Origin of the sequence: Acinetobacter haemolyticus CIP 64.3 = MTCC 9819, assembly GCF_000369065.1 — a bacterium.
Lineage (GTDB): Bacteria > Pseudomonadota > Gammaproteobacteria > Pseudomonadales > Moraxellaceae > Acinetobacter > Acinetobacter haemolyticus.
Genome location: NZ_KB849806.1, coordinates 1 through 19,992, shown reverse-complemented (window position 1 = coordinate 19,992; position 19,992 = coordinate 1). Strand labels below are relative to the sequence as shown.

Annotated in this window: 16 protein-coding genes and 1 rRNA gene; 8 read left to right on the top strand and 9 right to left on the bottom strand. The window is 40.4% G+C overall.

The genetic code is table 11. From position 1 onward, the window contains the following. Window positions 1-198: 198 nt before the first annotated feature. From ppx to F927_RS11910, 5 genes are all read left to right on the top strand, one after another. Window positions 199-1,719 carry an exopolyphosphatase gene (ppx, locus tag F927_RS11930; RefSeq protein ID WP_004637977.1) on the top strand — a complete coding sequence of 507 codons (1,521 nt, stop codon included), beginning with the start codon at window positions 199-201 and terminating at the stop codon, window positions 1,717-1,719. 89 nt (window positions 1,720-1,808) lie between these two features. After that, window positions 1,809-2,633, top strand: coding sequence for an acetyl-CoA carboxylase carboxyltransferase subunit alpha (locus tag F927_RS11925; RefSeq protein WP_004637978.1), 825 nt, complete (start codon window positions 1,809-1,811; stop codon window positions 2,631-2,633). Between the two features lie 56 nt (window positions 2,634-2,689). After that, on the top strand, window positions 2,690-3,961 hold the full coding sequence (gene tilS, locus F927_RS11920; protein WP_020846307.1) for a tRNA lysidine(34) synthetase TilS: 1,272 nt from the start codon (window positions 2,690-2,692) through the stop codon (window positions 3,959-3,961). Window positions 3,962-3,964: 3 nt separating this feature from the next. Then, a complete protein-coding gene (gene proC / locus F927_RS11915) occupies window positions 3,965-4,804 on the top strand; it encodes a pyrroline-5-carboxylate reductase (RefSeq protein WP_005085274.1) in 840 nt (279 codons plus the stop codon). A gap of 16 nt (window positions 4,805-4,820) precedes the next feature. After that, a complete protein-coding gene (locus F927_RS11910; RefSeq protein ID WP_004637981.1) occupies window positions 4,821-5,369 on the top strand; it encodes a YggT family protein in 549 nt (182 codons plus the stop codon). Between the two features lie 65 nt (window positions 5,370-5,434). Here the strand turns inward: F927_RS11910 and polA are convergent, their stop codons facing one another. Further along, the gene (gene polA, locus F927_RS11905; protein WP_005085272.1) at window positions 5,435-8,200 is read right to left on the bottom strand and encodes a DNA polymerase I; all 2,766 of its coding nucleotides are present in this window, start codon (window positions 8,198-8,200) and stop codon (window positions 5,435-5,437) included. Window positions 8,201-8,387: 187 nt separating this feature from the next. Between polA and F927_RS11900 the strand changes: the two genes are divergently transcribed. Next, window positions 8,388-11,258 (top strand): DUF2339 domain-containing protein, encoded by a 2,871-nt coding sequence (locus tag F927_RS11900; protein ID WP_005085269.1) that lies wholly within the window; start codon window positions 8,388-8,390, stop codon window positions 11,256-11,258. On the opposite strand, the gene F927_RS11895 is transcribed toward F927_RS11900, so the two are convergent. Next, window positions 11,259-12,176 (bottom strand): mechanosensitive ion channel family protein, encoded by a 918-nt coding sequence (locus F927_RS11895; RefSeq protein ID WP_005085267.1) that lies wholly within the window; start codon window positions 12,174-12,176, stop codon window positions 11,259-11,261. It abuts the gene before it with no gap. A gap of 9 nt (window positions 12,177-12,185) precedes the next feature. Beyond that, entirely contained in the window at window positions 12,186-13,004 is an 819-nt protein-coding gene (locus tag F927_RS11890; protein WP_004637985.1) for a hypothetical protein, read from the bottom strand. A 93-nt stretch (window positions 13,005-13,097) separates the two neighbouring features. On the opposite strand from F927_RS11890, the gene gspE reads away from it, so the two are divergent. Next, on the top strand, window positions 13,098-14,588 hold the full coding sequence (gene gspE / locus F927_RS11885) for a type II secretion system ATPase GspE (protein ID WP_005085264.1): 1,491 nt from the start codon (window positions 13,098-13,100) through the stop codon (window positions 14,586-14,588). A 56-nt stretch (window positions 14,589-14,644) separates the two neighbouring features. On the opposite strand, the gene F927_RS11880 is transcribed toward gspE, so the two are convergent. The 6 genes from F927_RS11880 to F927_RS11855 all read right to left on the bottom strand — a co-directional run bounded on the left by F927_RS11880 (window position 14,645) and on the right by F927_RS11855 (window position 19,250). Next, the gene (locus F927_RS11880; protein ID WP_005085262.1) at window positions 14,645-15,076 is read right to left on the bottom strand and encodes an organic hydroperoxide resistance protein; all 432 of its coding nucleotides are present in this window, start codon (window positions 15,074-15,076) and stop codon (window positions 14,645-14,647) included. Between the two features lie 152 nt (window positions 15,077-15,228). Beyond that, window positions 15,229-15,591, bottom strand: a complete 363-nt coding sequence (locus F927_RS11875) for a DUF4951 domain-containing protein (RefSeq protein ID WP_004637988.1) — start codon at window positions 15,589-15,591, stop codon at window positions 15,229-15,231. A 188-nt stretch (window positions 15,592-15,779) separates the two neighbouring features. Continuing rightward, complete coding sequence (locus tag F927_RS11870; protein WP_005085259.1) at window positions 15,780-16,604, bottom strand: carbon-nitrogen hydrolase family protein; 825 nt, start codon at window positions 16,602-16,604, stop codon at window positions 15,780-15,782. Window positions 16,605-16,632: 28 nt separating this feature from the next. After that, a complete protein-coding gene (gigB, locus tag F927_RS11865; RefSeq protein WP_004637990.1) occupies window positions 16,633-17,154 on the bottom strand; it encodes an anti-anti-sigma factor GigB in 522 nt (173 codons plus the stop codon). 102 nt (window positions 17,155-17,256) lie between these two features. Then, window positions 17,257-18,225 carry an RsbU family protein phosphatase GigA gene (gigA, locus tag F927_RS11860; RefSeq protein WP_004637991.1) on the bottom strand — a complete coding sequence of 323 codons (969 nt, stop codon included), beginning with the start codon at window positions 18,223-18,225 and terminating at the stop codon, window positions 17,257-17,259. Window positions 18,226-18,356: 131 nt separating this feature from the next. Then, window positions 18,357-19,250: an MlaA family lipoprotein gene (locus F927_RS11855; protein ID WP_004637992.1), complete on the bottom strand. Its 894-nt coding sequence runs from the start codon at window positions 19,248-19,250 to the stop codon at window positions 18,357-18,359. A gap of 557 nt (window positions 19,251-19,807) precedes the next feature. Between F927_RS11855 and F927_RS11850 the strand changes: the two genes are divergently transcribed. After that, window positions 19,808-19,992, top strand: a 16S ribosomal RNA gene (locus F927_RS11850); the annotation flags it as partial.

Below are 19,992 nucleotides of genomic sequence, written 5' to 3'. Positions count from 1 at the left end.
TTTATGTAAGGGGTGATTACGATTATTCAAGTTTCGAAGTAAAAAGTCTAATGGTTGCTCACGATGCCGATCATCGACTTATACAATGATTTATGCAAGAAAAGTGAAATACCTGGTTTTTATTGATGAAAATGACTTTAAAATTCTAAGCGTGTGAATTACTCTAATGCGTGAATTGAGCATGGGTTTATATTAATAATGTCTGATTTTCTGATTGATGAGGAATTACTTGCTGCGATTGATATGGGATCAAATAGTTTCCATCTCGCAATAGCTCGTGTTGATCACGGTGAAGTGAAAAAAGTTGCTTCAATGTCAGAAAAAGTACAGTTAGCTGCTGGACTCGATGAAAATAAAAATTTAACTGAAGCTGCACAGCAAAGAGGCTTAGCTTGTTTGGCGCGTTTTGTTGGGCGTTTGAGTTCAGTTCAGCCGAATCGTTTGAGGATCGTAGCAACGAATGCACTTAGACAAGCGAAAAATGGACATGAATTTATCCAGAAGGCTGCTGAAATTTTACCTAAACCCATTGAAATCATTGCAGGTCGTGAAGAAGCGCGTCTGATCTATCTTGGGGTTTCCCATACCATGGCCAATGGTGGACGTCGTTTGGTGGTCGATATTGGTGGTGGTTCAACTGAGTTTATCATCGGTGAGAAATTTGAACCGCTACATACTGAGTCCTTGCAAATGGGCTGTGTGGCATATAGCAAAGCCTACTTCGCTGATGGTGAGATTTCAACCAAAGCTTTTGACAAGGCAGTAGTTGCTGCACGCAAAGAAATGTCAGGTATTGCCAATACTTATAAATCCGTCGGTTGGGATACCGTGGTCGGTTCGAGTGGTACCATTAAAGCTTGTCGTCAGATTTTAGTGCACCTTGGATGGAGTGATGAGCAAGAAAATCTCACCCGAGAAGGACTTTATAAATTAAAAGATCGTTTACTCAAATTTAAGCATACATCTGAAATTGACTTTGAAGGTCTACGCGAAGATCGTCGAGCAGTTTTGCCAGCAGGGGTGGCGATTTTGTATGCAATTTTTGATGTATTAGATATTGATAAACTTGCCTATTCGGATGGTGCATTACGCGAAGGTGTCATGTATGACTTACTGGGTCGTTTCCAACATGAAGATATTCGTGATCGTAGTGTTCAAGCATTGATGGGACGTTACAACGCGGATCCTAAACAAGCAGAACGTGTCGTCAAAACTGCGCAACATTTATTTGATCGTGTTGCTGATGCCTTAAATTTAACGACTGAAGACAGTGACTTACTGCGTCGTGCCGCTTATTTACATGAAATTGGTTTAGCAATTAGTCATGGCGGATATCATCGACATGGAGCATATTTATTGCAACATTCGGATATTCCAGGCTTCTCTCAAATTGATCAAAATCATCTTTCACATCTCGTTTCGCATCATCGACGTAAGTTACGTGCTGATGCAAAAAATGATGTTTTTAAGGTGGGAGGAAAGCATTTAGTCTATCTTTGTCTATTACTTCGCCTAGCTGTTTTACTTAACCATAGTCGTAGCGATCAGATGCTTCCTGCCATTGAACTGAGTGTGGTAAATGATCAACAATGGCAATTGAGCGTATCTGGCGATGCTAAACAATGGCCTTTGTTAGTTGCTGACTTGCATGATGAGCAAGTGCAATTTAAAAATTGGGACATTGAGTTAAATATTCAGTCAGACAAATTTGTTGATTAACATAAGGATTGTTGACCTTTGAGTTAATTATACGCGGCTTATAAAGTGTCAATATACCTTATATCCTTGTTAGGGATTTTCTACGACGTATGAAAAATAAAGCGACTCAGTCCAAGGCTTGGACTACGGTTCAAATTGCACGCCATCCTGAGCGTCCGCAATTTCTTGATTATGTAAGTGAAATTTTTACCGAGTTTGATGCACTACATGGTGATCGTTTATTTGGTGATGATGGTGCAATGATTGGTGGCTTGGCTCGTTTTGACGGTCGTCCAGTCATGGTGGTTGGTCAACATCGTGGACGAAGTACTCGTGAAAAGTTACAGCACAACTTCGGTATGTGTAATCCTGAAGGATACCGTAAATCGCAACGTTTACTGGATATGGCTGAACGGTTTAATTTACCAGTATTTACCTTTGTTGATACTATGGGTGCTTATCCTGGCGTAGGTGCTGAGGAGCGTGGTCAAGCAGAAGCGATCGCGACCAGTTTGGCACAACTTTCTAGTTTAAAAGTTCCTGTAATTGCCACTGTATTGGGTGAAGGTGGTTCGGGTGGTGCGCTTGGTATTGGTGTTGCTGATCGTGTGATTATGTTGTCACATAGTATTTATTCAGTGATTTCTCCTGAAGGTTGTGCATCTATTTTATGGAAAACAGCTGAAAAGGCAGCACAAGCTAGTGAAGCATTGGCATTAACTGCTGATAAATTAAAGGCTTTAGGTATTGTTGAATACGTTGTGGATGAAGGTGAAGGTGCACATTTAAATCCTGAAAAAGTCATGCATGACCTAAAAGATGTGTTAAAACAAGCTTTAGATGAATTGCAACCAATGGATGCACAAGCACGATGCGACGCACGTTATCAACGTTTAATGAAGTTTGGCAGCAGCAATTTAGGCATCGCGTCTTAACTCAAGCACAGCATTTTACAGAAAAAACTCAATTCTTAATTGGGTGTAGCGGCGGCATGGATTCCATGCTGTTGCTGTATCTAATGTCTGAAATTTTCCCCAAGCAAATCCGTGCGATTTATATTGATCATCAGCTACAGCAGATGAGTGCTGAATGGGGAATACTTGTACAACAGCAGTCTGAAGCTTTGAATATCCCTTGTATTATTCAAAAAGTATCTGTTGATGCAGGCAATTTAGAACAACAAGCACGGCATGTCCGTTATCAAGCGTATCAACAACATTTAGATTGCCATGAAATTCTTGTGCTGGCACATCATCAACAGGATCAAGCTGAAACTTTATTACTTCGGTTATTTTCTGGGGCTGGTGTCAATGGGTTGGCTGCAATGCAGCAAATTGACAATCGAAAAGATTTTACCATTTGGCGACCTTTCTTAGATTTAAGCCGAGAACAGATTGAACAATGGTCAAATCAACTCGGCTTTGAATATGTGATTGATCCGACCAATTCGGATATTCATTATGATCGAGCGTGGTGTAGAGAGGAGTTATGGGGCGTCTTAGAAAAGCGCTTCCCTAAAATGCAGTTAGCTGTAGCACGAACAAGTTATTTAATGCAGGATGCTGCTGAAATCTTGGATGATGTGTTAAAGGCAGATTATCAGCAATGTGTTGTCGATCATCAGCTTGATTTAGAGCAGTTAGCTCAGCTTTCCACTGCACGGCAACGCCAATTACTTTCAGCTTGGATTAAAGGTGATGGGCAATATCGTCCAAGTTATGAGATGGTCAAGCGTCTACAAAATGAAGTTATTTTTTCTAAGCCAGACGCACAGGCTAGTTTGCATATTCATCCATATTATTACCTGCGCTATCAGAAAAGATTATATCGTCTTACGCATGATGAGCTTTATGCTGAAAAAGTATCGACGATCCCCAATATATCCCCCCTCTGTTTTTTTGCAGGGCAATCTATACAGGTTGCTGCTGGAAAATTTGAAATTATTTCTCAAACAGTTGGGCTTGCGCCAGAATTACTTGGACGAGAATTAAAGTTGCTCAAGCGACAAGGTGGGGAAAAAATTCATCTCTATGGTCGAGTGGGGCATTGGCCGCTAAAAAAAGCGATACAAGAAGCACAGATTTTGCCTTGGTTACGTCATACAATTCAAATATTAGTCGTAGATAATGTTATGCTTGGGGTTTTTAGCCCAAAGGGTTTTTGGTTGGCGCAATCTGAGTATGTGGTACAGGGCGGTTGGCAACCAAGTTTAATTTCTGACTGTAATGATTTTTCTGATCAGTCTTTTTCATATCACGAGTAGGACATGGCGACTTCATTGAATCAAAATATCTGTTTTATTGGCGGCGGTAACATGGCGCAGGCCTTGATTGGTGGGTTACTTTCACGCGGTTTACCCGTAACACGCATTACAGTTTCAGATCCTGTTGAGCAGATTCGTCAAATATTAGAAGAAAAAGGCGTTCAGACCACCACAGATAATCTCGAAGCGATTAAAAATGCGGATGTGGTTGTTCTGGCAGTTAAACCACAAGTGTTGGCAACGGTATTACAACCATTAAAAGGGCTGTTGTCAGATAAACTTGTGATCTCAATTATTGCTGGCGCAGAGATTCAAACCATTTCAGACTTAATTGGTGGAAGTCAACGAGTTGTTCGGGTGATGCCAAATACACCAGCATTGGTTCAAACGGGTGCGCATGGGATCTATGCTCCAGCGGCAGTAGGGACGCAAGACCGTGAATTAACCAGTCAAATTTTAGCGGCGACTGGTTTGACGATTTGGGTGGATAATGAGGCCCAAATAGATGCAGTGACAGCGGTATCCGGTTCTGGCCCAGCTTACTTTTTCTATTTAATGGAAAGTATGATTCGCGCAGGAAAGAATCTTGGTTTGGATGAAAAAGTAGCAACAGCATTGACTTTGCAGACAGCTTTAGGCGCGGCGCAAATGGCAATAACCAGCTCTAATTCTCCAGCAGAGTTACGTAAAAATGTGACTTCTCCAAATGGTACGACGCAGGCAGCATTAGAGGTGTTTGATCGTGCCCAGATTTCACAGAATATTCAAGCAGCACTTGCAGCGGCTCAAAAGCGTAGCCAAGAGCTAGCGCAAGAGTTGAGTGACAAGACTAAATCGGTTTAAGTAGGATAAGACAATTATGGGTGCTAGTTCTGCGCTAATTTTTGGTGTTTTGATCAATGTTGCAATTTTATTGGTCTTTTTCCGTTTTTTAATGCAATTGGCGGCAGTCAGTCCTTATAATCCTGTGGTGCTTTCCACTGCGAAAGCAACCAAGATTGTAGATATATTTGGTCGTATTTTCCCAACCGTTGGCAAAGGGCGAGTAAATTTAGCAGCATTAATTTTGGTGGTTTTGCTTTATTTCTTGAAAATGTGGGGAGAAAAGCATTTATCGGGTATTGGCACAGGAAGCACCATTTACTTTATCGTTTCGACGATCAAAGAAATGTTATTGTCTTTGGTGACCTTACTTAAATATATGATTTTTGCTTTTATTATTTGTAGCTGGATTATGATGCTTTCACAATTCAGATCGCCATATATTGAGGTTATTCAGGAACTGGTTGAGCCAATTCTTGCGCCATTCCGTAAAGTAATGCCGAATATGGGGATGATTGATTTATCACCGATTCTTGCATTTTTGGTATTGTTTGTTGCTGAAACCATGCTCAGAGCGATTATCTAAGCTTGATTTTAGAATATGAGTCAATAAAAAAGAGATGCTGAGCATCTCTTTTTTATTACAAAGGATTAGTGTGCAGCGTCCCAATTTTGACCTTGGCCCACCTCTACCACGAAAGGAACTGAAATATCTAAGACAGATTGCATCACCTCCGCAATTTGTTTAGATAGCTCATCTGCAATCGTTTCATCTGCTTCAAATACCAATTCATCATGTACTTGAAGTAAAAGTTTTGCTTGGTCTTTTGGTAAAATTTTATCGACTGCGATCATGGCAAGTTTAATGATGTCGGCGGCACTACCTTGCAGTGGTGCATTAATCGCAGCACGTTCAGCAGCTTGTTTGATCATTTTATTGTTTGCCAAAATATCAGGTGTATACAGACGACGACCTAGAATGGTTTCTACAAAGCCTTGTTCACGAGCAATTTGACGGGTGCGTTCCATATAATCCAAAACGCCCGGATAACGCTGGAAATAACGTGCAATATAGCTACGAGATTCTTCCCGTGTAAACCCTAATTGGCGGGTTAAACCAAATTCAGACATCCCATAAAGCAAACCGAAATTGACGGCTTTCGCTTGACGGCGTTGGTCATTGGTAACATCTTCAATATCAATACCAAGCACTTCCGCAGCAGTACGACGATGCACATCCTGACCTTGTTGGAACGCATGGACCAGCGCATCATCTTGAGAAAAATGCGCCATGAGACGAAGTTCAATTTGTGAATAATCGGCTGCCAACAAGACACGACCTTCGGGTGCAATAAAAGCTCTGCGGATTTGACGACCAATCGGTGTACGAATTGGGATATTTTGTAGGTTTGGATCGGTTGAAGATAAGCGTCCAGTCGCTGTCAAAGCTTGATGATAGCTTGTGTGTACACGGTGTGTAGAATCATGCGATTGTTCAACCAAGCGATCTGTATAAGTATTTTTAAGTTTAGCTAAACCACGATGCTCTAAAATTACTTCTGCTAAAGGATGCTCGATTTTTTCTAGAATACTTTCACTGGTGCTGTATTGACCAGTAGCTGTTTTTTTACCACCTTTGAGGCCTAAACGATCAAATAGCACCTCACCAACTTGTTTTGGAGAGGCGATGTTAAATGCTTCGCCTGCTAATTCGGTGGCTTGATTCTCTAAAGTTTGCATAGTTTCAGAGAATTCAACGCTGAGTTGATCTAGGAATGCGTGGTCAAGCTTAATCCCATCTTCTTCCATACCTGTTAGTACGCGTGCAACAGGCATTTCGATGTTATGTAGAATATTTACAAGTTCAGGATGATGTTTAAGTTTAGCGGATAACACTTCATATAGACGGTAGGTTACATGAGCATCTTCAGCAGCATAGTGCGCAGCAACTTCGAGTTCAATTTGGTTAAAGGTTTTTTGTTTCGCACCTTTGCCTGCGATTTGTTCAAAAGTGGTTGTTAAATGGCTGAGATAAACGCGTGCTACATCATCCATACCATGTCGTGTCGCTGCTGCATTCAATACATAAGAAGCGAGCATGGTGTCGAAGTACCAACCTTGGATCGTAATACCATGATTGGCAAAGATATGAGCATCATATTTTAAATGGTGTCCGATTTTCTTTACTTGTTCGTTTTCGAGAATCGGTTTGATCTGTTCCAGAACATGTTCACGATTGAGTTGTTCAGGTGCTCCTTCATAATCATGAGCAACAGGAACATAATAGGCATCATGTGCATCAAATGCGACTGAGAAACCAACAAGTTCAGCAATACGATAATCTAAATTGGTTGTTTCTGTATCAATCGCAAAATGATCTGCTTGTTGCATGCGTTGCAACAATGTCGCCCAATCTGCTTGCGTGAGCACCGTATGATAAGTTGCATCACCTAATTGATCATCTTGACTAGAGAGATTGGCATGATCCTCGGCGATGACTTGCTCAGTTTTCTGTTCTGATTTAACAATACTTTGCGAGGTCTGTTGATATGCAGGCGTATTTGGGTTGTTAGGATGATCCAAAGACTGTAATTGATTACGAAATTCTAATTCAGTATAGAGATCACGTAATTGATTAATATTCGGATTGCTGAGTTTAAGATCATGCCAATCTAAGGCTAAATCAAGATCACAGACTATACTCGCAAGCTGATGGTCAATTTTAATATTGTCCAAATTATCTTTGATATTCTGGCTAATTTTGCCTTTGAGTTGATCTACATTGGCAATGATATTGTCGAGTGAGCCATATTCGGTGAGTAGCTTTGCTGCTGTTTTAGCACCTACGCCAGGAACTCCCATGATGCCATCAGAGGCGTCGCCCATCAACGTAAGATAATCAATAATTTGATGTGGATGTACCCCAAACTTTTCTAAAACACCTGCTTCATCAAGAACACGCTCTTTGAAACTATCCTCTAGCTTTACATGTGGATTGACAAGTTGCGCCATATCTTTATCTCCTGTTGAGATAAGAACATGGTGACCTTCTGAAAGCGCACGTTTGGTTAATGTGCCAATAATGTCATCGGCTTCAGCACCAGGAAGGCTGTAAAGGGGAATGCCTAGTGCTTTGATCAGTGCATGTAAATAAGGAATTTGTTGTGATAACTCCTCAGGCATGCTTGGGCGATCACCTTTATAAATTGGTGATAATTTATGCCTAAAGGTGGGCTCTGGTGTATCAAAAATAACCGCCATGTGCGTCGGTTGAGTGCGACGCATGAGTTTTTGAATCGCAGAACTTGCACCACGTATTGCATTGGTATGTAAGCCAGTAGATGTGGTTAATGGTGGTAATGCGTGAAAAGCACGAAATAAAAAATAAGACCCGTCAACCAAGACAAAAGGTGGCATTGTGCAAATCCTTATTATGAACTGACGGGTATTTTACGTGAAAAAGTCTGGGTTGTCCCTGTTGTGGTGTGATCAGGCGGCGGCTGGTGTCGTTTAAAAATTGCAGAATTTTGTATGTAAAAATAGCTGCTTACCCAGTGATCCAGTAAGATAGATTTAATAAATTTGTCATTATTGATCTAAGCCTATGTATAAAAAAGATAAACAGGGAATTATTATTGTTTTAATTGCATTGACTGTTTTGTTGGGTTTTGCTGTTGCTTTCCAGTGGCAAGCAACAATTGTTGCCGCGGCAATTGGTCTAACTGTCGTTATTGTGCACATTCTTTCTGAGATTCATCAGCGTTTACGCCAATTGGAACAGGCTGCACCCAGTTATTTCGCACAAACGGCGAGTATTACTGTTCAACGAATCGTTATATATAGTACTTCACTGATTGCACTTTTTGCTTATGCCAATACGTGGATGTGGTTAGCGGGTGGGGCATTATTGGTGCTTACTTTGTGTCTGATTCAAACCATGAGTGCATTTCAAACGAGACTTTTACATTTAGAGCAATATCATCAGAGTCTGTCTAAAACTGACAATCTTACGAAGGTGTCCCCACAACTCCAAAATCCAGATTCCTTGACTCAAGCCCCATTACCACAATCGTCATTATCCGCTTCCGGTTCACAATCAGAGCAGCCAGCATGGATGCGTGCTGATCAACCACCTGTGCATGATCAAACCACACAATCCTCTATAGATGAGATGAGTTCAAAACAAATCGAACAACCAACATGGTGGCGACCTGCTGTTGATTGGATGATGCATGGTAATCCTATTTTGCGTGTTGCCGTGGCTGTACTTATGGTTGGGGTTGTCTTATTGCTTCGATTTGCAAGCGAACATTGGCAGTTAAGTTTGAGTGCTAAGCTTGGCTTTATTGCCGCTGCTGGAGGTATAACGACATTTGTAGGATATATATTACAAAAGAAAAATCAGTTATTTGCAGTTGCTTTACAAGGTTTGGGATTGGCAGTTGTTTTTCTGACATTGATCTTCTCACATCATTTTAGTGTGATTGCAAGTCTAACGAGTGCAAGCATTTTATTTGTGATTTTGCTCTCGCTGACTGTTTATCTCAGTCTAAAGCAACAAGCCTTGTATTTGGCATTGTTGGCATTGACCATGGCTTATCTTGCGCCGTTGGTGATTCCGCAACACCATCCAGATGTAATTTTTCTGTTTTCTTATTACTTCCTTATTAACCTAGCCGTTGCTGTTGTTAATTTTATTCAGCCTTGGAAAATTCTGCATCAAATTGCTTTTTTTGCCACGATGTTAATCGGCGGTGCTGTGATTGGCATTTATGCTGATCGTCAACAGTTTAATACGCTGGATATCATCCTCTGGTTGCATATTGCACTATTTATTTGGTTGAGTGTTCGCTATAGCCAGTTGATGTTACGTGCTCAAAAGCAGCATGATGATGTAAAACTAGATATGCCTCGTTTACAGCCGATTTTAGATATCGGGTTGATTTTTAGTGTGCCCGTATTGGGTTTTTCTCTGCATGCTTATCTGATGCATAACTCGACTCAAGCATTGACTTGGGGAGCTGTTGCGCTTGCCTTAATTTATTTAGTTTTAAATATCTGGATTAAGCGCCAATATCCACAGCTTTCGATTTTGGCAAAAAGCTTTTTTATTCTTGCAGTCGTATTTTTGGCACTGATTTTTCCATTGGCCAAAGGTGCACATTGGACTTCAACGGGGTGGGTAATTCAAGGAACTGCTTTAATTGTTTGGGGGGTAACGGAACGTTATCGTCTTAGCCGTTATATTGGGGTTGCCTTAGTGTTGTTAAGCTCAGTGGCATTGATTTTTCAGGTTTGGTCAACTGAGCAATTTCCAATTTTGAGTACTATGATTTATGCATTGGCTCAATTCATTTCAGCATTTTATTTACTACATTATCAGGATGTGGAGAAATATTTCAGTGCACGTATGCTAAGTGGCATATTTGTCATTTTGGGTATGTATGCAGGAGCGATTGCAGGTGTGGAATTCATGCAATGGCAACAACATGGTTTGAGTCCATATTTAGCGATTGCAACTGGATTACTCGTAATTTATAGCTTGCTTGTTGATTACAAAGGCCAAGTCCGTTGGGATCGTATTCAGTTGATCTTGTTGGCGGGTCTGTTATTTTTACTTTATGCAGCAAGTTTTGCAGCAAACGTATATGCAGTATGGCATTGGCCAAGTGCTTTAAGTCAGGCCACTTTTGCGCTGGCGGCAGTGCTTCTCAGTCTGATGCTACTTCGTCTCAAATTTTCTAATTCCAAAGTATATACAGATATTTGGTCAACCTTGTTGTGGTTAAGTCTGGCGATTATTGGTTTAGCTCTATTTCCAGCGATGCCGATTGTCGCACTTGCAATTGTTCCACTTCTCTATGGGGTGTGGTCATTTAGCTCAAAACGAATGCAGTTACTTCAACAATTACCTGTTTGGTGCTTAACCTTGTTCTGGTTGTTGTTGATTAGTTTAGATCCTTATTCTGCTGAGCAATATTACTTTTTCCCACTGTTAAATTTTACTGATATTTTCTCATTGTTGATGTTTGCTGGTCTGATTTGGATTATTTATCACCATGACTTCAGTACTGAACGTTCAATTGAATGGAGCTTCAAAGTCTCGACGATTTTGATGGGATTATTGGTTTTGAGTAGTGTGGTGGTGCGAGCAATGCATCATTATTTCAACACACCACTATGGAGTGTGGAAATTTGGTCGAATGGTGATGTGCAATTAAGCTTAACGTTGCTTTGGGTTATTTTGGCATTTATTTTGATGACTTTTTCTAGTCGCCGCCATCTTCGTCAGATTTGGTTTGTTGGGGCGGCATTATTGGCAATCGTAGTTGCTAAGCTGTTATTACTGGACTTATCTCAAAGTGGTACGTTGACGCGTGTTATTTCATTTATTGGTTCAGGGGCAATTATGTTGGTGATTGCCTATTTAGCGCCATTGCCACCTGCACTTGATCAGACTGAGAAAGAGAGCTGATTAACTCTCTTTCGGTTCTTTTTTGAGTGCTTTCTGGTTTGCGTATTGATCGATTTCATCATTTTCTAATGGTAGAGGTCGGTCAATTAAGCCCATTTTAGGCACTGGGATTTCGATTGAGTTTTCCAAGAATCCATTGCGGACACGTTCTTGCATTTCATCGCGTACTTTCAATGCATTTTCTTGACGACACCACACAGAAAATAAAAGTTCAATGGTTGATTCTCTAAACGCTGTAACAGCGACTGCGGGTTTTGGATCATCCATGACTAGTGGATATTTTGTAGCAACTTCCAATAGAACTTGTCTGACTTTAATAATATCTTCATGGAAATTAATCGCCAATGTGATGGGAATCCTTCGTATCGGATACTTTGATAAATTCATTACTGGAGTTCGAATCAGTTGTTCATTGGGGAGGCGAATATAGACATTATCCAAAGTCAGGAGTTTGACTGATAATAGGTCGATTGAGATGACTTCACCTTCAATAGTCTGACCACGAATGAGTGTGATTTGAATGGTATCACCGACTTCAAATGAGCCTTCACCAATCAAGAATAGACCGCTAATCAAGTTGGTGGCAGAAGTCTGTGAAGCAAAACCCAAAGCTACAGTTAAGATACCCGCTGCACCTAAGAAGACACTAAGTTTAAAGCCTGCTTCTCTCAAGCTGGTCATAATGAATAACAAGAAGATAAAGTAAAAAATACCCCGACGCCACAGTAAGCGTTGGTGTGCATTGAAACGGCTGCCAATCGTGCGGATAAAAGCATTGGATACTAATCGAGCGATCACAAACCCGATAAAACACAAAATAATCGCGACTGCGATTTCACTGAGCCGTTCAAAATTAATATTGGTGAAAATACTGGTGAGGTTGCTAGCAACATCTTTTGGAATATTCGTATCTGGCATAGCAACCTCTTAAAAGAATGAATCAAACATATTTAAAAAAGTACTATTGGGTGAGCGTGGAGGATGAATATAAGTGACTTCACCTGCCTGATGTGGTGTTCGATTTTCAATTCGAATACGAACTAACTCTTCACCATCATAATAAACTTTAATTTTCGAGGTCCATAGTCGTCCAGTGCCTTCACTATAGAATAGCGGCAGTGCAGGAACGGGGACATTCATTCGATCAAAACGTAATTGGTGATGACTGGTGTTGTGAAATTCAATCGGTGTAACGGCTCGAAAGGCACGGGGTGGTAATAAGTTGAGATCAGTTCGACCATCAACAGAAGTGGCGTAACAAACTTCACCTTGTTGAGGACTTTTACCAAACCAAGTGTCTTTAGGTTGAATGACAGGAATGTCGAATAACGGTTCGGTTAAGCCATCCACCAAGCCTGCAATCCATAACGGTGTGCTGATATAGAGCGTACCACGTTGACCTGCGGGGATATAAATCGGATCGACGGGTTTAATTACCACAGATCGATCTGCTAAGCGAGGCATTAAATGAAAGCTATCATTGGTTTTGTGAAACATATAGCGTTCAATTTTTGCAGGGTGTGGCATTGCAAACTCTGTATCCAGCAACGCTTGCCATTGCTGCTCATAGTCATGCTGAGATTGAGGGCGATGATATTCTAGACGCCATTCTTTGATTCCACGGGTAAGGCGGAATAGCAATGAACCGAATTGCCAAGCTTTGGCTTGCTGAATATCGAATTTTTGTTCGCCCCACCACTTCAAACTGTTTGAATGTGGAGTTTCGTATTGATTATTTTGAGACAAGATGCAAAATTCCTTTGTGAGTATGCTAAACAGACTTCACGCTGTAATCTGCTTAGAGTACACTCAATACTTTCTCTTATCATTATTTGTGTGATGCAAATACTTAAACAAATACAAATTCCTTATAGTTTTGCCAAACGTCATGGTGTTTTGTTCCGTTACGAAGGCGATCAAGTTTTTATTGTGCGGCGTAAGGATACTGCGCGAATTGCTTTGCAGGAAGCTCGACGAATTTTGGGGAAGTCGGGACATGATCAATTGTGTACCGATCAAGAGTTTCATGCTTTATTAAGTTCGAGCTATGCCGGGGATACAGGTGAGTCGCAGCAAGTTGCGGCAGGCTTGGAAGATCATCCTGATTTATTGAGTCTCGCTGATCAAGTACCTGAGGCTGAAGATTTAATGGATCAAGAAGATGATGCGCCAATCGTCAGGTTGATCAATGCCTTATTGTCCGAAGCGATTCGAGTAAGCGCATCTGATATTCATATCGAAGCTTTCGAGAAAAAACTTTCAGTACGTTTACGAGTGGATGGTCAGCTTCGAGAAATCGTACAACCACGCCGTGAATTAGCACCGTTATTGGTTTCACGTATCAAAGTCATGGCAAAGTTGGATATTGCTGAAAAGCGTATCCCTCAGGATGGTCGTATTTCATTACGTCTTGCTGGGCGTGAAGTCGATGTGCGTGTTTCAACATTGCCATCATCGCATGGTGAACGTGTGGTAATGCGTTTGTTGGATAAGCAAGCTGGGCGTTTAAATATGACCCATTTAGGCTTAATGCAAAATGATTATGATCGTTTGACTCAGTTGGTGCATCGTCCTCATGGCATTATCTTGGTAACTGGACCAACAGGTTCGGGTAAAACCACTACTTTATATGCCGCCCTCTCTGATCTGAATGACAATACGCGCAATATTCTGACGGCTGAAGACCCAATCGAATATCAATTGGAAGGCATTGGGCAAACGCAAGTGAATACCAAAGTGGATATGACCTTTGCACGTGCACTCAAAGCGATGTTACGTCAAGATCCTGATGTGGTGATGGTGGGGGAGATCCGTGATTTAGAAACTGCGGAAATTGCAGTACAAGCCTCTTTAACGGGTCACTTGGTGTTATCAACGCTACATACCAATACTGCAATTGGTGCGGTGACACGCTTAAAAGATATGGGAATTGAACCCTTCTTGCTGGCAAGCTCATTGATTGGTGTGATTGCACAGCGTCTGGTTCGAACCCTATGTCCGCATTGTGTGACTTGGCGTAAAGCTGATGCTTTTGAGCGGCAAGTCTTTCAACATCTAAAAGTAGATGAGCATATGGAGCTGCCAGAACCTCATGGTTGCGATAAATGTTCACATGTAGGTTTTAGTGGGCGAACCGCGATTTATGAAATTGTTCCTGTCGATGAGTCAATGCGCCGTTTGATTCATGGTAATGCTGCTGAATACGAGTTGGAAAATCATGCACGTCGTCAAGCTGCGTCTATTCGTGATGATGGCTTATTAAAGGTATTGGCAGGTAAGACCACTTTAGAGGAAGTCTTACGAGTTACCAATGAAGCTGCTGAAGAGTAAGCTTTAATTAAGATTATAAAAAAACAGCATGCTAATGCATGCTGTTTTTTATTTGGTTAAGCAGTTACGATATTAAAATTTACGTCGATATTATTGCGTGTCGCATTTGAATAAGGGCAGACGATATGCGCTGCTGCTACAAGTTGTTCAGCTTCAGCCTGTTCCAAGCCAATTAGATACACATTCAATGTGACTTCGATCCCAAAACCATTCGGAATGGGGCCAATCCCAACTTCACCTTCGACATAAGCATCTTGGGTAATTTTCAATTTATCTCGGTTTGCGACAAACTTCATAGCACCTAAGAAACATGCTGAATAACCGGCAGCGAAAAGCTGTTCAGGATTGGTCACTTCACCACCAGCACCGCCCATTTCTTTTGGTACACCTAATTTGACATCCAATACACCATCAGAAGAGGTGGCACGACCATCACGACCACCAGTCGCTTTTGCTTTTGCGCGATAAACAACTTGTTCAAGAGACATAATTCTTATTCCTAATAATACTATTCAATGCCATTTGATCGTACTTGATCTAAATTAAAATACAAGTCAGCAAACGTTGCTATACCCTTAAAATAAAAAAGCATAAGTGCTGAGACTTATGCGAATACTGAAAGAAAGATTACAAGAAAAAATTACCATAAGTCTGCAATTTTTTTCATCAGGCGAGCACGATAGCGTGCTGTTGGATTGTTGGCATTATTCTGGACTTCGTTTTCATAATATTGTTGCCATGCACGAATCATTTCCAGTGTTGTGCCTTTTTGTTTAATAATCACCACATCTTCACGTTGAATATAATCTAGACGCTGTCTCGCACCTTCTGGACCTGTACCCCAGCCAATAACCCACTGACCAAATGCATTTAAAGATAAATTTTGTGGTGTCATTGAATGAGTGGATGTCGGTGTTGACTCGTGTGTATTTTCATCTACTGATGTTGCGTATAGCTGTGTAGTAGCCCCAAGAAGTAAAAATGCTGCAATCAATCTAAACATGAATTAAAGCTTAAAATAAAAATGGTCGTGAGTGGTGATTAAATCAAAGCACAATTTTGCTTTGGTTTTAAGTCATTTAATCATTTGTATTAAATCACGATTTAATCCCAGCATATAGCTGAAAATTGACCAGTTCAGTCAGATTTAAATTTTTCAATTATGCGGATCACAAGTATTTGGGATAAAAATTAATAGTTCAATAATCGACGATGTTGCATCAATGGCATTGAGAGACGAATGGTCTTTTGTTCTGTTAGATCAATTGCACTGGTAATTAAAGCATGACCTTCAGTGTTCACCATTTGCAGGAGCTGTCCACGGCTATCTGTTATAGCTGCATGTCCCCATGTTTGGCGTTGTTGCCCATGCCATCCTTGTTGTGCTGCACCAAGAACATAGCATTGGCTGTCCATCGCACGTGCTTGAAGCAGTAGTTGCCAATGCAACTGACCTGTCGTGTAAGTAAATGCTGCAGGTGCTGTTAAAATATTGGCTCCTTGTTGGCGCAGTGTTAGAGCCAGCTCAGGGAAGCGCAGATCATAGCAGACCATAAGACCAATATTGCCAAAAGGCGTTTTGGCAATAATGGTTTCATCGCCAGGTTCAAAAAACTTTGATTCTTGATAACCGCCTACAGCATCACCGACTTGAACATCAAATAAGTGAATTTTGTCATAACGTGCTTCAGTACCTTCAGGACTAATGCATAAACTTACCGTACGAACCCGACCGTCAGAAATGATTGAACCATTAGGGCGGTATGGACAAGGAAGTGTGCCAGCGATAATCCAGATCTGATGACGATGTGCTAAATCTTCTAAACGTTTTTGAATACTTTCAAATTGTTCTGCAGTCTGACGTTGTTTACCTGCGGCAAAACAAACAAAGTTTTCAGGAAAAACGATTAGCTCAGCAGCTTGATCCTTACTTTGTTGAATCAATGATTCGATAATAGAGAAATTTAATTCAATATCATCTTGGGAGTTCATTTGTACAACGGAAAGTAAGGTCATAAGCTAGCCGAAATATATAATTTAATGATTAAGCATTTTGCTTGTGATCATCATTACTCAAGCAGTCTTGTTCTTTTTGCAACTGTTTAACCAGTGGTTCAAACATATTCTGGTTGTTTTCATTTAAGCGCATCAGCGTTTTGTGCGCATCAAGTACAGTATTTAACATAGCACTATGTGTGACATGTTCTTCTGTAAGCTCTAAAGTACATACATTTGGATCGCCACAATAATTTAAAATCACAAATACTTGCCCTAAGCCCATACTATTGGCCAAGGTTGTAATATCTGGATTCGTTGAAAGCATGACAGCTTGTATGTTGTGAGCTTGCTTAAGCTTTAAACCTAATTTTGCCAGTATGCCTAAAACAGTACTGTCAATAAATGTGGTTTGGGTTAAGTCAACGATTGCACCAACAACATTTTGCTGCTGTTCAATTCGGTTGAGTAGTTTGTCTAGACTTATACAAGAGTGAGCACGCACTTCGCCAATAAGCTTGAAAATATGCGTTCCGTTCAAACTTGCATATTCAACATGACCTGTTGACATATAAATGCCATTTTCAGAGAAAGGATATAAAATTATCCCATAGTGATATTCTAGACACAAGTACTTGGATGGTGTGACTTGGTTAAAATATTGATTTTAAAGTTAATTCAATCGACAGAGACTTAGGATTGCTATATCGTCAGCAACATGTTCAGGAGCTTGGAAAGCATTGTTCTGAAGATGTTCAACTAATTGGTTGAACTGATCATTGAGCCTGCCATCAAAAGGTTCTAATGCGCCATCTGAGCATAAAATAAACCGTGCTTGAGGGTTGAGGATGCAATGATGTTCTTCCACGTCTAGTTCTTCTGTAAGACCTAAAGGAAAACTACTTGTGGTTAAAATTTGTGGTGGTTGGTTTGGTTCGAAAATAATTGGAGGGGGGTAGTGCCCCGCACTAGACCAACGTACTTCATTGGTTTCTAAATTTAGAATAGCAGCAACCATTGTAATATGTTTTTCAATATTTTCTTGCATCAACATGGCATTCAGTTTTTTTATCAATTGACTTGGTGTTTTTGAACGACCATGAAAGGCAGCCATCCATGAAGTCAATAAACTACTCGTCACACCATGCCCAGAAACATCCGCAAGATAAAATAATACTTCTTTATCATTCAAACGCCAATAATCATACCAATCACCTGACAAATAGGCAGAGGGTTGGAAAAAAGATTCAAATTGATAATTTGGCAGTGTGATTGGGTTTGGCAATAAGCGTTTTTGTAGTTCAGCTGCTGAAGGCAAATCTCGACTATCTTGATTGCGTTTGTATTGGGCATCAATTTTAAATAAAGCGTGTTTAGGATTTTTAGGCAAATTGTCCCACATCCAACCAGCTAAAGCTCCCATTTCCCAAGCTTGAGCCAAGGCAGCGCCTTCATGCTCGAAAGCGAGCACAATCGTTGGGAGTTTCCACTGATATTTTAAAAAATCTTGTACATCAGCAATCGCAATAATCGTTTGATCGTATAAATCCAAATCATGAACTTGAATGATTTGTAGAGTCGGTAACTCTGTTAAAGCTTGATCTAAGAAAGGTATTGAGCGCGTAGGTTGGATGAAATACATAGACGAATAGTCAATCCTTTGGGTGATCATTTTTTAATTCATCATAGATGAAAGATGACCTAAAACATAGTGTTACTATAGTCGAAATGACATAGTAACACTGAAGTTTGTAAGACAATATTATTAATCAATTATTCAGTATCACTATCGAGTGAAGTATCGTCATCAAAATCATCTTCTCCATTTACAAAGGAAATATCATTCGCATCACCTCGTTTCTCAGCGATTTGGAATGCTTTACGCTGTAAATAAAAATCACGAATCATGGAATATTTATCGCCTCTAAGCGTTTCTTCAATATCTAGAATTTGTGACCGCGTATCAATGGCTTGTAATACATTAGTTGACCAATAAATGCCGTCTTGATCATCAAGTAGATATTTTTGGGGACGACCAAAACTATCAGCTGCTAGGCCAGCGCCATCACGAAAAGTACTTGGACCAAAAAAAGGCAACATGACATAAGGACCAGAAGGGACACCATAATAGCCTAATGTCACACCAAAACTTTCTTCTTCAGTTTGTAAACCTAAGCGGCGTGCCGGATCGGCAAAGCCTAAAGTTGTTAATGTGTTGATGGTAAAGCGACCTAATGTTTTTGCAGCACGACTAGGTTTGCCTTGAATAATTTGGTTTACAGCATTCCAAGGTTCGCCTAAATTCTTTCTAAATTGGCGATAAGGGCTACGAACAGGTTCTGGAACTTTAGCTGCGTATTGTATAGCGACAGGTTTGAGTAAATTACGATCTAGAGCATCGTTAAAAGTAAAAATTTTTCGATTTAATCCCTGTAAAGGATCTTTTACCTCATCTGGTTGGGCTGCATTTGCATTTACTTTTAGATCATCTTTGGTTAAGTGTTTTAAATCTTTGATTGCTTGAATTGTGGTTATTCTTTGAGTTGTTGGGCTTGCAGTTGCTTCTGTAGCTGGGCTCGTTGCGTTTGCTACTTCATTTTGAGCAAATACGGATGAACATGCTCCAGCAGTTAACAACCCAAGCAAGATAAAATTGGAGTAATGCATATAAATCCTTAATCGCTTTGAGCGAAATACTGTCATAAAGTGATTGCGTCACTCAACGCAATAGCTATGTAAAAGGAATACGATTTAATTATTCACTCTTTATTAAAGCAAATTCACTAACAAAATATAAGAAGAAATGTAAATTTGATCTAAAAACGTTCACTTGATAATAAAAAATAGATGAGGGTGTTGCATTGGGTGGGAAATGCTGTAGAATGCACATCCATCGGCGGTGATGCAGATAAAAACTTGTTGATAAACAAGGATTTGGCTTTAGTGGTTAGATTTTTGGGTTGTTTGATAAGTTTTAAAAATATCTAAATTACCTGTTGACTTTTAAGAGATTGAGAGTAATATAGCCGACCTAGCTTGATGATGACGAATCATCGAGAAGATCATTAAGAGAATAGAAGAACAACTTGTGTGGATTTTTACTGGTTAATCGATCGAAAATATTTCATTGATTGAATGGTAGAAATTACTCGAAGTTTATTTGAGAAATTAATGTCAGAAAATTGATGAGCCAAGATTTGTAGCCATAAGCTACTAATGATTTTAAACTGAAGAGTTTGATCATGGCTCAGATTGAACGCTGGCGGCAGGCTTAACACATGCAAGTCGAGCGGGGAAGGGTAGTTCGCTACCTGACCTAGCGGCGGACGGGTGAGTAATGCTTAGGAATCTGCCTATTAGTGGGGGACAACATTCCGAAAGGAATGCTAATACCGCATACGTCCTACGG